Source organism: Aneurinibacillus sp. Ricciae_BoGa-3, assembly GCF_028421645.1.
In the GTDB taxonomy this organism is placed as follows: Bacteria; Bacillota; Bacilli; order Aneurinibacillales; family Aneurinibacillaceae; genus Aneurinibacillus_B.
The window spans coordinates 3,465,665-3,480,689 of record NZ_CP116887.1; the positions used below are offsets into that span (position 1 = coordinate 3,465,665).

Annotated in this window: 14 protein-coding genes; 2 read left to right on the top strand and 12 right to left on the bottom strand. The window is 41.7% G+C overall.

Annotated features, from left to right (window positions below):
• Positions 1-11: 11 nt before the first annotated feature.
• The 4 genes from PP175_RS17515 to PP175_RS17530 all read right to left on the bottom strand — a co-directional run bounded on the left by PP175_RS17515 (position 12) and on the right by PP175_RS17530 (position 4,145).
• A complete protein-coding gene (locus PP175_RS17515) occupies positions 12-824 on the bottom strand; it encodes a sugar phosphate isomerase/epimerase family protein (protein ID WP_272439595.1) in 813 nt (270 codons plus the stop codon).
• 164 nt (positions 825-988) lie between these two features.
• Entirely contained in the window at positions 989-1,960 is a 972-nt protein-coding gene (locus PP175_RS17520) for a sugar phosphate isomerase/epimerase family protein (RefSeq protein ID WP_272443310.1), read from the bottom strand.
• Positions 1,957-3,141: a Gfo/Idh/MocA family protein gene (locus PP175_RS17525; protein WP_272439596.1), complete on the bottom strand. Its 1,185-nt coding sequence runs from the start codon at positions 3,139-3,141 to the stop codon at positions 1,957-1,959. Before PP175_RS17525 ends, PP175_RS17520 begins: the two co-directional genes overlap by 4 nt.
• On the bottom strand, positions 3,123-4,145 hold the full coding sequence (locus PP175_RS17530; RefSeq protein WP_272439597.1) for a LacI family DNA-binding transcriptional regulator: 1,023 nt from the start codon (positions 4,143-4,145) through the stop codon (positions 3,123-3,125). The genes PP175_RS17525 and PP175_RS17530 overlap by 19 nt, the downstream gene beginning before the upstream one ends.
• A gap of 527 nt (positions 4,146-4,672) precedes the next feature.
• Between PP175_RS17530 and PP175_RS17535 the strand changes: the two genes are divergently transcribed.
• Together PP175_RS17535 and PP175_RS17540 are read left to right on the top strand one after the other, a co-directional pair.
• On the top strand, positions 4,673-4,972 hold the full coding sequence (locus PP175_RS17535; RefSeq protein WP_272443311.1) for a transposase family protein: 300 nt from the start codon (positions 4,673-4,675) through the stop codon (positions 4,970-4,972).
• A 111-nt stretch (positions 4,973-5,083) separates the two neighbouring features.
• The gene (locus PP175_RS17540) at positions 5,084-5,494 is read left to right on the top strand and encodes a transposase (protein WP_272439598.1); all 411 of its coding nucleotides are present in this window, start codon (positions 5,084-5,086) and stop codon (positions 5,492-5,494) included.
• Positions 5,495-5,525: 31 nt separating this feature from the next.
• Here PP175_RS17540 and PP175_RS17545 read toward each other — a convergent pair whose 3' ends face one another.
• The 8 genes from PP175_RS17545 to PP175_RS17580 all read right to left on the bottom strand — a co-directional run bounded on the left by PP175_RS17545 (position 5,526) and on the right by PP175_RS17580 (position 15,024).
• Positions 5,526-5,699 (bottom strand): hypothetical protein, encoded by a 174-nt coding sequence (locus PP175_RS17545; RefSeq protein WP_272439599.1) that lies wholly within the window; start codon positions 5,697-5,699, stop codon positions 5,526-5,528.
• A 148-nt stretch (positions 5,700-5,847) separates the two neighbouring features.
• Entirely contained in the window at positions 5,848-7,341 is a 1,494-nt protein-coding gene (locus tag PP175_RS17550; RefSeq protein ID WP_272439600.1) for a UxaA family hydrolase, read from the bottom strand.
• A gap of 82 nt (positions 7,342-7,423) precedes the next feature.
• Positions 7,424-8,917 carry a tagaturonate reductase gene (locus tag PP175_RS17555; protein WP_272439601.1) on the bottom strand — a complete coding sequence of 498 codons (1,494 nt, stop codon included), beginning with the start codon at positions 8,915-8,917 and terminating at the stop codon, positions 7,424-7,426.
• A 121-nt stretch (positions 8,918-9,038) separates the two neighbouring features.
• Complete coding sequence (gene iolB / locus PP175_RS17560; protein ID WP_272439602.1) at positions 9,039-9,842, bottom strand: 5-deoxy-glucuronate isomerase; 804 nt, start codon at positions 9,840-9,842, stop codon at positions 9,039-9,041.
• A gap of 119 nt (positions 9,843-9,961) precedes the next feature.
• Positions 9,962-11,176, bottom strand: coding sequence for an iron-containing alcohol dehydrogenase (locus PP175_RS17565; RefSeq protein WP_272439603.1), 1,215 nt, complete (start codon positions 11,174-11,176; stop codon positions 9,962-9,964).
• 42 nt (positions 11,177-11,218) lie between these two features.
• Positions 11,219-12,715 carry an aldehyde dehydrogenase family protein gene (locus PP175_RS17570; protein WP_272439604.1) on the bottom strand — a complete coding sequence of 499 codons (1,497 nt, stop codon included), beginning with the start codon at positions 12,713-12,715 and terminating at the stop codon, positions 11,219-11,221.
• Positions 12,716-12,782: 67 nt separating this feature from the next.
• The gene (locus PP175_RS17575) at positions 12,783-13,862 is read right to left on the bottom strand and encodes a substrate-binding domain-containing protein (protein ID WP_272439605.1); all 1,080 of its coding nucleotides are present in this window, start codon (positions 13,860-13,862) and stop codon (positions 12,783-12,785) included.
• Positions 13,863-14,043: 181 nt separating this feature from the next.
• A complete protein-coding gene (locus tag PP175_RS17580) occupies positions 14,044-15,024 on the bottom strand; it encodes an ABC transporter permease (protein ID WP_272439606.1) in 981 nt (326 codons plus the stop codon).
• Position 15,025 lies beyond the last annotated feature (1 nt).

Here is a 15,025-nt window from a genome sequence, read left to right on the forward strand (position 1 = left end):
TTCTAATTCTCTTATTTAAAAACAGAATCTAGATATTTTTTGCTAATTAAAGCGCCATCTTTTGGGTGGCCCTCGTAATAATCTAACTCGACGGTAACCCAGCCATCATATTTGTGTTCAAGCAACAGCTGAGCCAGTTTATCTAGAGGCAACTGCCCTTTACCTAAAGGAAGGAACTCACCATTTGCATAATCTTTGAAATGGATATATTTCACTCGATCGATATACTTGGAAACGATGGCTAGCAGGTCGGCTCCGCCGGCAGCCAGGTGTGCGGTGTCCGGGCAGAAATCTATGGATGTATATTCGAAAATGCGATCTACCTGCTCAGGAGATTGAGCTATCGTTCCCAAATGCGGATGAAAACTTGCTTTCAAACCATAATGATTGGTTATCTCAACCACTTTATCTAATCCATGTGCTAGAGCGCGATAGTCTTCCGGTAAAATACCCTTTGAGCGGACAGCTCCTCCACCTACAACAAAATGTTCAGCGCCAAATTCTTTGCCTAATTTGGCCGCTTCCTCTATTCGCCAGAGTTCATCCTCCAGGACATCCTTGTAGATAAAATTAGCACCGCTGTAGACGCCGATAAGTGAGAGCTTTTTTTCCTCTAATAGTTCTTTAAATTTAGTAGTTTCACCAGCATACTGATAGAGATTACCATCGAAAATTTCAATTCCCTGATAACCTGCACTGGCGATATCATTTACAGCTTCATCATTGGAACCGTTCGTCAGATAAAAGAGATCTTTGATTGAGGTCACACCTGCAGGATGTCCAACAACCCCGCCCCACGTGTTTGTCTGGTAACCAAATTTCACGTCATTTCCCCCTTTGAAATCGATTGCAATATTTGCCAAAAATTATTGCTTTTAATATAGAAAGTTTTCTGTTTGTAATCGTTTGCAGCATGATGTAATCATATTGTAAACGATTACTATTCTTGTTGTCTAGATAAAATCTATTTGTCTGGATTAAAATTTTATTAGGCCCACCACATCTCACCAGGTGATTCTCGCAGGATCGATCGCTTGAGCATTTCGACCGCCTTAGCGAAACCTTCTTCGACAGACGCGAGCGCATCCTCGTGCTCAATGCTTAGCACACCATCATATCCGACCACGCGCAGCATGCTGACGATTTGCTTCCAGGTGGCTTCTTGCATCCCATAGCCAACGCTGCGGAATGTCCAGGAGCGGTTCATGATGTCACCGTATGGTTTTGTGTCCAGCACACCGTTGCGCTGGATATTGGTGCGATCCAGATACACATCTTTCGCGTGCGCATGGAAGATCGCCCCGTGCTTACCCAACAGTTTGATGGCTTCTACCGGATCGATGCCCTGCCATAACAGATGGCTTGGGTCAAAATTCGCTCCAATCGAATTTCCCACCGCTTCACGCAGGCGTAAAAGCGTTTCCGGGTTATACACCATAAATCCCGGATGCATCTCAAAAGCAATTTTGCTTACATGGTGCTGATTGGCAAACGCGGCTTCTTCCTTCCAGTAGGGGGTGAGCTTCTGTTCCCACTGCCAGTTTAGAATTTCCAGGTAATCCGGCGGCCAGGCGCATGTTACCCAGTTGGGGTAGAGCGATTGGTCAGAATCGCCCGGACAGCCCGAGAATACATTAATGCAATCGATGCCTAATTTTTCTGCAAGCAGAACCGTTTTCCGCCACGTGTCATGAAATTGCTGCGCCACCTCTTTTTGCGGGTGCAGCGGATTGCCATGGCAGCTTAATGCGCTAATGATAAGTCCTTTTTCATCCAACTTTCTTTGCAGTTCGGCAATCTTTGTTTCATCCGCCAGCAGTTCATCCGGATTGCAGTGGGCATTGCCCGGATAATTTCCGGTGCCAAGCTCCACCGCGTCAAGTCCCAGACTCTTGACGATATCGAGCGTCTCATCTAATGATTTATCTTGAAACAATACGGTAAGTACACCTAGTTTCATGCTTCTACCCCCTGCACCTGCGTTGAACCTACTTTTGCCCATTTTCCTGTTTGATGGCTTTCCAGAATGGCATCGATGATGCACATGGAGCGATGCCCATCTTCGAACGTAGCAAAGTGGGGTGTATCCTTGAGTGGGTCTTTGCCTTCCCGGATAAACGAATAAAAATTCAGCATCATATTTTTCATACCGTCCGGCCAGCCTTCGTTGTGGCCGCCTGGATGATGGATGGATGATCGGGCCTCCGGCGCAAACAAGGCCGGGTCTGCTAACAGCAGTTCGTTCGATTTGTCCCGATGCCCAATCCATAGCTTCTCGGGCTCTTCCTGATTCCAAAAGGCTGAACTCTTGCTGCAATCGATTTCAAAACTAAGCCGGTTTTTTCGACCCGCACTTACCTGTGATACGGTAAATACGCCGCGCGTTCCATCCTCAAATCGCAGTAGCACGGATGCATAATCTTCAGTGTTGATCTTGACTTCTTCGTAGCTGCCTTCAGCTGCTTCCTGGCTTCCAAAAGTGGACCCATTTTGCTTCGGCTTCTTGCGCACTGGGATCACAGTGGCGAGGTCAGCGAACACTTCTACAATTTTGTTGCCGGTTACATATTGGACCGTGTCGCACCAATGGGAACCGATGTCCGCTATCGCTCGCGTTTTCCCGCCTGCTTTGGGATCCAGGCGCCAATTGAAGTCGGTATCATACAGCAGCCAATCCTGCAGGTAACTGCCATGTACCAGATTTACTTTTCCTAATTCCTCACGCTTTATCATGGCAGCGAGCTGGTTTACGATCGGATACTGCCTGTAGTTAAAATTCACACCATGAACGACGCCATGTTTTTTTGCGAGCGCTAACAATTCGGCGGATTCTTCGCTCGACATCGCCAGCGGCTTCTCCGATAATACATGCTTGCCGGCTAAAATAATTTCCTTATTCATTGTAAAGTGAAGGTGATTCGGCGCACAGTTATGGACGACGTCAATGTCACTGTCGCGCAGCATATCCCGGTAATCGCCGTAGGCTTTAGGAATGTGAAGTTCGGCCGCTTTCCTGTCGGCAGATTCCTGGCCGTGCGCTGCTAGAGCAACCACTTCCACAAAACCAAGCCTTCTTACGGCTTCAATATGAGTAGGTCCAATAAATCCTGTCCCAATTACTCCTACTTTGATTTTTTCCATCCAGCTACCTCCTTTTCCCTAGTCGTTTGTCGAACCATTAATTTATGAGGTAAAACGATCTGTTTTTGACTTAAATTATTTGTCTCAATAATGGTCAACAACATTTTCATTGCCTGGCTTCCCAACTCGTATTTAGGCTGGGACACTGTCGTCAATTCAGGTTCAACCAGCGTGCACAACGGCACATCATCAAATCCAATGATAGAGATGTCTTCCGGAATACGCAGTCCTTTGCTTTTGCACGCTTTAAGAGCACCTACTGCCATTTCGTCACTGGAAGCAAACACTGCTGTAGGCTTCTGTTCATGAGCAAGGAATTTCATCATAATATCGAAGCCCGACTTTACGGAGTAGTCGCCTTCTTGTATAAAAAAATCTGTTACAGGAAGGTCGCGAAGCAGTAAAGCCTGACGGTATCCTTTGACCCGGTCCCGGCTTAGTATGACTTCCAGAGGGCCTGTGATAAGTCCAATGCGTTCATGTCCCTGTTCAATAAGATATTCAGTAGCTTCACGAGCTGCCGACACATTGTCTATCGACACAGTCGGGATTTGATAGTCTTCAACATATTCACAAGCCAGTACAACAGGTATTTCCTGACTCAATTTGTAAATTTCATTCTTAGGCATTCTTGCTGTTGCCAAAATAATTCCATCTACAAGTCTTTCTTTGACTAGCTTTGCAAACTCTTCTTCCTGTGAGACACAATTGCCCGTATCGCATAAAAGAATATGGTACCCATTCTTAAGCGCCTCATCCCGAAACCCCTTTACAATTTCTGCAAAGAATGGGTTTGTGATGTCGGGTAGTATGACGGCTACTGTTTCAGAAGAGTTTTTGCGTAAATTTGCAGCCAGCCTGTTAGGTTTGTATTCTACTTCCTTTATGACCTCTAACACTTTCTTCCTGGTCTTCTTGGAAACGTTTTTATTATTGGATAAAACTCTTGAAACAGTAGCCGTCGAAACATTGGCTAACTTAGCAACATCCTCCATTTTGAGCATAATATCTTTCCTTTTCTTCCTTTACTTTAATTGCAATCAAATTACAACAAAAGTTAAGCGTTTACCATAACGCTGTATTAAATTATCTTACTGTTGCAAGGGCTTTCTTGGGGGAGCAAATTTAGAATAATTAAATTGTAATCGATTTCAGGTTTTTTGTCTACATTCTAAAAAATTTCAAAAAAATAACTGTGCTCGGTTATACGTTATAGGAGACGTCTTTTTCCTTTCACCGGATCATACGAGGATTTTATACTCCTCAACTTCCGGATAGGCAATCCCATCAACTTTGGGGTTATTTTCGGGTATGAATAACACCAATTTTCCTACCCCATACCGGATAATTCAGCATGGGGTGAAAGAAAAGGGAGATAGCGGCTGTAATACTGGTTTCAGTGAGCTTAAGTTATTTTGATTCATCACCACTTTTTGTGGAGAGTTAAAGGAAACATGAAAACACCCGCGAGTTCCTGGCAAGAATGTTAGTGCTACCAAAACATTCCAAGGAGGAATCGCGGGTGTCTCAAATGCTTTCCATACCCTTAGAATTGCCAGAATTTCAGATTGTTAATCAGTGGTCAGAAAAGGAAGCCCATTTTGCTTTGGTCAGAAAACAATGTGGCATCGAAAGATGCCCAGCTTGTGGTTTTTGTTCTTTGGGAATCCACGATCGCCGAACAAGAAAGTTAAGAGACCTTGCGGTCCTAAAGAAGCCTTTATTTTTACTGGTTGAAATCGTGCGTTTTCGCTGTAAAAACTGTGAAGATGTATTTTCTCAATCCTTTGATTCCATAAAACCTAACCAACATTTTACGAAACGTTATTAGGAATACCTTTTTGAACAGTGCCAAGGAACAACGATACAAAAAGTATGCAAACAACAGAAAGTCCCTTACTCTACGCTTGAACGAATTTATTACGCAATAGCTAAAGAAAAGATGGCCAAACAACGAAAAGAGTTACAAATCCAGGCTGCATTAAAGGAAGATGTTACCGTTATAGGTATTGATGAAATTGCTGTCCATAAAGGACATGTGTATGAAACAGTTTTAGTTGACCTTGTTCACGGTGGTGTCATTGAAATGAACCGCGATCGTTCCTTCGATTCTGTAACTCAGCTCCTTTGCCATCATGCTATTTTATCAAAGGCTAGCATTCAGACAATCGTTGTTGATATGTGGGAGCCGTTCCATAAAGCATTACGCATGATATTTCCAGCGGCTACTATCGTTATCGATAAATATCATGTTGTACAGAAGGTAATACAAGCACTTGATCAAGTCCGTAAGGAACTTCAAAGCAGCACCAAAAAAGCCTCCAGGTATTGTTACTTCTTCTTCTTTAACTAACTGTTTGCTTCGCTTGGATTGCTGCTAACATCTAAATTTTACACCTAAATAGTTCAGCCAAAAAAAGATCGACATCATCAATCGACGCATCCTTTGATAAAATGAAGTATTCCTTATATTCTTCATACTCACTGTCTTTCCTCAACCAATATGGAAATTTATAAAACGGTTCTGTGATGATAGCTTTAACTTGTAAATCCAGCATAAATTATTCACCTCTAAGAAATACATTAAACGGTAATCATCACAGGAATTCTATTGTACTAAACGATCATATCTAGTCTCTTATTTATTCATAATTCGATCTCCTACTTATCATTGTAGGCTATGTGCTAGCAATTAAATCACATTTTTCACAATATGACCCCATCTTTAAAAATAGCTATTTCCTTGAATCCATTTTTTTCATTGTTTGTAAGAGATTCTCCTGATGCAACTTGCAATATATATTCAAAAAACTGATCTTTCACTGTATCCATGCTTTTTTCATCAAGCAGCTGTCCAGCATTAAAATCAACCCAGTTCCTTTTCTTATCACTTAATTGATTGTTTGTTGAAATCTTAACAGTAGGGACAGGGCCGCCAAAAGGAGTACCGCGACCTGTAGTAAATAAAACGATTTGGGCCCCCGCTGCGCAAAGAGCGGTGACTGAAACTAAATCGTTCCCTGGTGCCTGAATTAAATTTAGTCCGTTTTTTGAAACGCGATGCCCATACGGCAGTACATCAATTACTTGACTTGTTCCCCCTTTTTGGATACAGCCCAGCGATTTTTCCTCTAGCGTTGTAATCCCACCTGCCTTATTGCCCGGGGAAGGGTTTTCATATACTTCTTGCCCATGTTGAACAAAGTATTCCTTAAAATTATTAATTAATTGTACTGTTTTTTGAAAGACTTCCTCATCAACCGCACGATTCATAAGAATAGTTTCTGCTCCGAACATTTCGGGAACCTCAGTAAGAATGGTTGTGCCCCCATGCTGAATTAACAAGTCGGAAAAAGCACCCACTAACGGGTTGGCCGTTATCCCAGATAAGCCGTCTGATCCCCCACATTTGAGACCAACGGTTAATTTCGAGAGCGGAACTGGCTGTCTATGGAAGGTTTCAGCGTAGTTAACCAATTGTTCTATTAGTTCCAACCCTTCTTCTAATTCGTCTTCCGCTTCCTGCGAAATGACAAATTTAACTCGATTCGGATCATAATCACCAAGAACCTTTTTAAATTCAGGGATATTGTTATTTTCACACCCCAATCCAACAATGAGAACTCCTGCCGCATTCGGATGATTTACAAGACTTGATAGCACACGCTGGGTATTCAATAAATCATCGCCTAGCTGTGAACAACCAAATGGATGCGAAAAGTGATATACGCCGTCAATATTACGTTCTGAGTAACGTTGATTCGCTAGTCGTACAAGAGATTCACATGTTTTATTAATACAACCAACTGTGTTTAGTATCCAAATCTCATTTCGGATGCCAACTTCCCCATTTTCACGAACATAACCCATAAAATTCTGTTTACTTTGCGGAACACTATGCTCAAACTGAATAGGATTATAATCGTATTGAAGTGTTCCCTTAAGTCCGCTTATCACATTATGCGTATGGACCCACTGTCCAGGAATTATGGTCTCTACCGCTTTTCCAATTGAATAAGCAAATTTAATTACGTCTGATCCCGCGGCCATCTCATCAATCGCTATTTTATGTCCCCTTGCAATATCTTCGCGAACCATAATTTGCTTACTTCCCACCTGTATGAATTCCCCGCTTTTTATATCATCCAACGCAACCACAACATTATCCTGTTTATGAATTTGCATGTATGATTGACTCATCTATGCCCCTCCCACTTTCCAACTATTTTTAAATTGCGCTTTAGAAAGGTACGATAAGATTACTCCCTAAAAAACGTGTATACTACAATTTACCGTTCGACTCATTTAGTAATAAATCGAAGTTGACACCGTTTGTATTAATGTGAGCAACATCATTTGAGACTTGCTCTTTTAGTCCTGGATATTTATTCATGTTACATCCCCAGAGCTTCTCGTTTTCCATAATAGTTTGCACCACATCTTCTATATTCTTTGCTTCACACCAGGTTTGATATATAAAGCGTATTGTTTCCTCATCATCTCGAACTTGGTATTCTTGGCCACCAAATGTACCAATAAGCTGGTTTTCTTCAAAATGCTCCCCCTTATAAAAAACAATAAGGGCTGCAAGGGAATAAGCGATATTTCGCGGTTCCTTACCAAATTTCTCCGTATAGTCGTGAAGGGTTGGCAGCAATCTTGTCTTGAATTTGGAAACCGACTGTAGTGAAATATCAAGGAGGTAGTGCTGGGTATATGGGTTTTGAAAACGCTCTAACACCGAAGATGCGAACGATTCCTTCTCAGCTTCATTAATAGTGAGTGTAGGAAGAATTTCATCATATATTCCATTAGTTATAAAGGCTCTAGCCTTCGGATTTTCCATCATTCCCAATACTGTTTTTTCGCCGGAAAGATAACCGGCTAAACACATCAGTGTATGGGCTCCATTTAATATCCTTACCTTTAGCTTTCTGAAATGGTCAACATCATCCCAGCGAACGTTTAACCCGGCTTTCTGGAATGGAATGACATCTCGAATAATAGGATCTCCATCTATTACGAACAAGTGATAGGGTTCGCCAATTGTCAATAATTCATCGTCATAACCTAGCTCCTGCCTGAATTGCTCAATGTTATCTTTTGGGTATCCCGTAACTATCCGGTCTACCAACGTATTACAAAAACGATTGTGCTCAACGACCCAACCTGTAAAATCCTCTGGTAAATTCCAATCTTGCGCAATTTGAAGTATAGTCTGACGAAGAAGGCTACCATTGTTCTCAACCAATTCACATGGAATGATAGTCCACCCCGCTTCTGGTGCGCCGTGTAATATTTTAAAGCGATGGTATAAGCAAGCTGTTAGCTTCCCTGGAAAAGAGAGCGGTGACTGAGCCTCATTATAGTCTTCACGCAGGTACTTCATTCCAGCTTCTGTTGTATTGGAGAAAACCAGTTGAATTTCTTCCTTAGAGGCGACTTCCAATACTTTATCCCATTGCTCATAGGGATTAATGCCTCTTGAAATAGAAGAAATCACTTCTCTTTCATCAACTTTACATCCATTTTGAATTCCTCGTAATACAACCGTATATAATCCATTTTGAGCATTAAGACTAGGAACAGTCTTCCCATGAGGAGTAGGTTGCACAGCCACAATTCTCCCATTAAAAAGACCCTGTTGATTTAGCTTATGAACCATCCAATCCACGAATCCACGTAGAAAGTTGCCTTCACCGAATTGAAGGATTCTTTCTGGTAAATTAGAGGAGTTCGTTTGGCATGTAATAAGCTCCTTACTTAATTTTTCCATATAGTTGTTTCTCCTCTCCGTGGATCATTTATCGTGTCTCCACTCGCTAGGTTAATTTGAAAAAATAATAGACATAGTAGGGATGGCTAGCTATGTCTATTATCTATTGCTCCATTATTATTTAGTTTGCAGAGTGAAGCCACTTATGGTCAGGATCATCATATGGTTTTAAGTTCCTTCCGATCTCACCAGCCATAAACCATAAATAATAAACCTGGTATCCTCCCGCGGCGCTCACCGGGTGGTATCCCTTATCAATGGCAAAACTATCTCCATGACGAACCATATAAGCGTCATCAATAGAGCCATCTTTTGTATAGTGAAGCTGTACACCAAAACCTTGCTCAGGATTCGCTTGATAATAATAAATTTCTTCAAAGTTAGGTTCTTCAGGATAGTGCTCCCCGTCGTGTTTATGAGGCGGATAGCTGGACCAATTTCCTGGATGGTTAAAGGTTTCGCCTAATATCATTCGTTGCACTCGACCGTTAGCATTGTCAGCAATAATATCGTGCACTTCTCGTTTCCAATCCGCTTTTCCACGTTGGTGGACCAGGACTTCCTCCGGCCTCACAACGAAAGGCGACAATTTTTGTTCAGCCTTAACCTTACATACAGCTACCTCTACATCCGTTTCCGCTTGAATTACATACTCAGATTGACAAGGAACGTATACAGTTGTTGCTTTGCCATCAAAAACGCTGCTCCTTCCACCTAGTCCCTGCCAAGTATTGCCATCAGAAGAAACTGTGGCCGTCCCTTTTATCAAAACAAGAGCGATTTCAAACCCTTCACTTTCACCTGTGTATACCTGTCCTTGATTTAAAGAAACCTTACCAAACGCTAAGTATTTTAAAAGCGGGCCCTCTTCCTGAAATATTTCCTGATATCCATTGACTTCTTTAGCTTTAAAATAACGTTTCACTCTCTAATTTCACCTTCCTTTGTTCTTTCTACTTGTGAAATGACAGGTAATTGTACAACGGTGCCCGAAGAAAGACCATGCTTACGGACACCGTTGACTCTTTTCTTTGAATAAAAAAATTACACGGTAACAGTTAAGTTAGAAATGTTTTCAATGGATTCATCTGCGTTATTAGCCTGGTGGAAAAGGTCGAGTAAATCTTTATAAGTTGTTTTTCTAGGATTGGTTTGACTATTCATATCCTTTAGCGCATCCTCAGCTAAAATACTCCAATCGCTGTCTTTAATATTAAATGACTTAAGCGAAGGAATATTTGTATCCTTTACTAGTCTTTGAACAGCTACAACTGCTTTCTCAGCAGCTTCCATCGGGGAGAGACCTTCAATATTTTCTCCCATTGCAACCGCAATATCTGCAAAACGCCCTGGGCATGCAATTAAATTAAATTTCATTACGTAAGGTAGCAGAATAGCATTAGCTACTCCATGCGCTATATCATAATGACCGCCTAATGGATGAGCAAGAGCATGGGTATTTCCTAAACCGACCTGAGGGAATCCAATCCCTGCTAGAGTGCTGCCAAGCATAACATTTTTTCGGGCTTCATAGTTTTCGCCGCGTGCATATGCTTCACGAAGGTTACTACTGATTAATCGAATGGCTTGAAGATTGTAAATATCTGCGATAGGATGAGCTCCATTTAAGGCATCCCTAGTGGTGTAAGCTTCAATGGCATGTGTAAGGGCATCTACACCTGTAGCAGCTGTAATACTTGGCGGAAGCCCAATAGTCAGCATCGGATCCACTAGTGCAACAGTAGGTGCCATAAGCGGGCTACCGATACTTGATTTCCAATGTGTTTTCTCATTTGTAATAACTGCCCATTGAGTCACCTCGCTTCCGGTACCTGATGTGGTAGGAATTGTGATAACATCTGGGCCGCGCTTTTCAAACGTTTTTCCACCAATGTCATATTCATTGATATCCCCGTCATTAACAGTCATCATACCAATGGTTTTACAAGCATCCATTACACTTCCCCCACCAACGGCTACAAGGGAATCGCAATTTTGTTTCCGAAAAATTTCTACCCCTTTTACCACTGTTACTGAAGGGGGATTTGGTGGAACCTCATCGTAAACTACATATTCAATATTTTTTGCAGCAATAGACTCTAGAATGTGTTCTAAAATGCCTGCTTTGATAATTCCTTTGTCTGTCACAACCATGGTTTTTCGATGTCCTCTGGAAGATAACTCTTCCCCAACATTCTTAGAAGCATCTTTACCAAATACCAGTTTAGTAGAAGCTAAATAAGTAAAAATATCGTTCATGTTCGATCTCTCCTTTAAGTAGTTTTATAGTTTTAATTGCAATTACCATTTGTAAAAGTTATTTCTTGATCCTACATGAATCTGAACAGTCTTCACTTCAGAAAATGCATCCAAACCTGCAGTTCCAAGTTCTTTACCGTAACCGCTCTCTTTAACTCCGCCGAATGGCAATTCCGGGTGGGCTTCCATGTAGTGATTGACCCAAATCGTGCCTGCTTTGATTTTCTGCGTTGCCCGTATTGCTTTATCAATATCCTTTGTCCAAACTGCTCCAGCAAGGCCGAAGCATGTATCATTCGCAATCTCCATTGCTTCATCAAAGTCTTTAAAACGAATAACAGAAAGTACAGGACCAAAGATTTCTTCTTGTGCAATCGTCATATTTGGTTTTACATCTCCAAAAATGGTCGGTTCCATAAACAACCCTTTTTCAAAAATCCCATCGGTTAAGCGCTTACCACCAGTTAATAGCTTTGCACCATCCGCTAAACCCTTTTCGACGTAGCCCAGTACCGTTTTCAAGTGAGATTCGGAAATAAGTGCACCCATCTCGGTATCGTCGGACAATGGGTCCCCTACTCTAATGGCTTCTGCCCTTGCCACTAATCGATCAACAAACTCGTCATATATGTCATCTTGTACTAATAAGCGAGAGCCTGAGGTACAAACTTCACCTTGATTAAAGAAGCTCCCAAAAAGTGCCCCATCTAATGCATCTTCCATGTTTGCGTCCGCAAATACTATATTAGGAGATTTTCCGCCAAGCTCCATTCCTAACTTCTTCAATGTATCTGCAGATAATTTCATTAAATCCTTTCCTGTCTCTGTAGAACCAGTCAGTGTAACCTTATCTACCATTGGGTTGGTCGCAATTTCTCTGCCTAGTTCCTCACCGGAACCCGTAATGACATTAACTACACCTTTTGGAAATCCTACTTCATCTAGGATTTTTACAATTTCTAAAGTTGTCGCCGGCGTTGTACTCGCTGGTTTACAAACAACTGTACAACCAGCTGCTAAAGCAGCAGGAAGCTTTTGAGTAAGCGTTCCTAAAGGAAAGTTCCAAGGAGTAATGATAGCCACAACACCAACTGGGACACGTAACGTTAAGCCTAAAAGGTCCTTTTGTATCTGGGTCGTAGTCTGGCCGTAAATCGCTCTGCTTAAGCCTGCATAGTAGCTAAATATATTGGCAACTGCTCCAATTTCACCCTTTGCCTCAGACAGCGGCTTTCCCATTTCCCGGCTCAAAAGTTCTGCTAATTCATTCGTTTTTTCAACAATGCGCAAGTAGGCCCGATACAGGAGGTCGGATCGTTCAGCACCTGACATGCTGGACCAATCCCCTTGATCAAACGCTTCCCTCGCAGCTAGAATTGCACTTTGTGCGTCCTCTTTACTAGCTTTTTGAAATTCAGCAACTAAATCGCCAGTTGCGGGATTTTTTCTTTCAAACGTTTTACTAGAGCTAGAAGGGCACCATTCACCGTTAATATACAATTGATATGTTTTTAAACCCTTTTCCTGGTACGCTTTCAATCTGATCACCTCTTCTGTAATAATTGAAGCTTATATCTGTAAATCCCAAATCATATTCAAAACTTACTTAATAAGGTGACTTAGGATCGTACATTTGTTTAGCATTGTCTTTCGTATAAACTGGATTCGGAATATAATGGGTTGAAGGTACTTGCTGGCCCTGGGCCGCCATGATTGCTATCTTCACAGCATCTGCACCCTGTACACGCGGGTCGTTACTCACGGTGACCACTAATCCTGATTGTGGATCCATTATTTCCTTAAGCGCATCTTTAGTACCATCCATAGAACCAATCAATACCTTGCCATAGTGACCGGTATTCTTTAATGCGGTAAAAATGCCAGGCAACATGACATCACTCGCACAGAAAATGACTTGTAAATCAGGGTTAGCCGTTGAAATATCCTGCATTTCCGGCAGAGTTTTATCAGGCAGCCATTCGCCGAAGCGTTCCGCAACCAAATCAAGATTTCCCTTTCCATACTTCTCCAGCATAAAATCGGTCCATCCAGCAATGAATCCATTTCTACGATACTGAGAGACTACCTCTTTCGGATAACCACTTATCATAGCTGCTTTAATCACTTTGTTACCGTATTTTTCTGATGCAGCTTTTGCTAATGTCCATCCCGACTTATATCCTGTGTCTCTTGGATCATCCGAAACAAAGCTTACTGGATCTGCCTTTGGATCTATATTGCTGTTAACTACTACTAATGGTATTTTGCTTCGCTTTAGCTGTTTAGCAGCCGGTAGGACACCAGATGAATCCTGGGGATTCATGATAACTACATTTGCACCTCTGGATATTAAATCTTGTACATCGGAAACTTGTTTTGCAACGTCTCCTTGCGCATCCAGTACAGTAAGGTCAACCCCATCCTTTTTGGCTTCTGCGCTTGCACCATTAACTAAATTTGTGTACCAATCACTACCTGCCACTCTTCGTTGGGAAAAACCTATTACAATTTTTTTGCCACTCGTATTTTGGACCTTTAATGAAGAAGTATCATCCGTAGCTTGATTTTGGCTTTGAGGGCTATTTTGTTTCGAATTTCCACTGGTTGCTGTACTACAGCCTGTCATCGCTACAAGCGAAAGCGTGAACAGCAGGCTAAAAACTTTAATTGCTCCTTTTTTCTTCATAAAATATCCCCCTTCTTATTTGTGTGAAGCTGTGTAACTTGATCAAATGATATCGTTTTCATCTCCTTCCCTGGTTAGCGTGCATAAGACTGTAACAAAGATCCGTTTTTGCAACAGTTCAAGCAATATTCTAAAAATAGTAAATAAACGGAATGCAATGTAAGTCCTTACAAAAGCAAGATTATTTCTTTCTTCGCACTGTTACCGATAAAACCGCTACAAGAATAATTAAACCTTGTATAACCATTTGCGGATAGGATGGTACGCCCATTAGATTTAAGATATTTCGAATTATCCCAATCAGAAAAGCACCAAGTATTGTGTTGACTGCAGAGCCTTTGCCACCCATTAATGAGGCTCCGCCAACTACTACTGCCGCTATTGAATCTAACTCATACCCCTGTCCGTACAGCGCACTACCTGTACCTAGTCGGGCGGTAGTCATTAAACCCGCAAGACCCGCGAGCATCCCGCATAGTGCATAGGCTACAATAATATCTCTATTTATGGAAGCTCCAGAAAGCCTTGCTGCCTCAGGGTTTCCACCGATTGCGTAGAGTCGACGGCCGAATGTAGTCGAACGTAATACGAATAATATGACGCCCAAAGTGATAAGAAGAATAATCAATGGTGAATAAATTGGGCCGATGCTCCCAGCAAGAATTCCTAAAAATGTGTCATTATCAATTTGTATCAGGGAACCTACTTGAAACATATAAGCCAATCCACGATATATTGTTAAAGTAGCAAGTGTTACAACAAAGGGAGTGATTTTACCATATGCGACAGCCAAACCATTCCCAACCCCGGCAACAGCCATAAGCAGCATCACCACAACTATTACCAGAATTGGATTCATACCTGAGCCAAGAAATTGTGCAGACAAAACACTGGCCACCGCCACAACTGAACCTACTGATAAATCGATGCCCGCTGTTATAATAACCAAAAGTTGTCCTAAAGCTAATACAGAAATTACAGAGTTTTGAACCAATACATTTACCAGGTTGTTCACTGTTAAAAACATTGAGGAAAGGAATGAAGCTATAGCAATTAGTAGAACGAGAAAGATAAGTAAATAGTTTTTGGAAACAATTCTTAATACAGTCGCATTTACCGAGGAGTTTTTGTGATTCAATATTAATTCTTGTTCTTGTTTCAAT

Coding starts and splice junctions, on each gene's coding strand:
- PP175_RS17520 (WP_272443310.1), bottom strand. CDS start 1,960: ATGAAACTAGGTGTACTTACCGTATTGTTTCAAGATAAATCATTAGAT.
- PP175_RS17575 (WP_272439605.1), bottom strand. CDS start 13,862: ATGAAGAAAAAAGGAGCAATTAAAGTTTTTAGCCTGCTGTTCACGCTT.
- PP175_RS17565 (WP_272439603.1), bottom strand. CDS start 11,176: ATGAACGATATTTTTACTTATTTAGCTTCTACTAAACTGGTATTTGGT.
- PP175_RS17540 (WP_272439598.1), top strand. CDS start 5,084: ATGGCCAAACAACGAAAAGAGTTACAAATCCAGGCTGCATTAAAGGAA.
- PP175_RS17545 (WP_272439599.1), bottom strand. CDS start 5,699: ATGCTGGATTTACAAGTTAAAGCTATCATCACAGAACCGTTTTATAAA.
- PP175_RS17535 (WP_272443311.1), top strand. CDS start 4,673: ATGCTTTCCATACCCTTAGAATTGCCAGAATTTCAGATTGTTAATCAG.
- PP175_RS17530 (WP_272439597.1), bottom strand. CDS start 4,145: ATGCTCAAAATGGAGGATGTTGCTAAGTTAGCCAATGTTTCGACGGCT.
- PP175_RS17525 (WP_272439596.1), bottom strand. CDS start 3,141: ATGGAAAAAATCAAAGTAGGAGTAATTGGGACAGGATTTATTGGACCT.
- PP175_RS17555 (WP_272439601.1), bottom strand. CDS start 8,917: ATGGAAAAATTAAGTAAGGAGCTTATTACATGCCAAACGAACTCCTCT.
- PP175_RS17550 (WP_272439600.1), bottom strand. CDS start 7,341: ATGAGTCAATCATACATGCAAATTCATAAACAGGATAATGTTGTGGTT.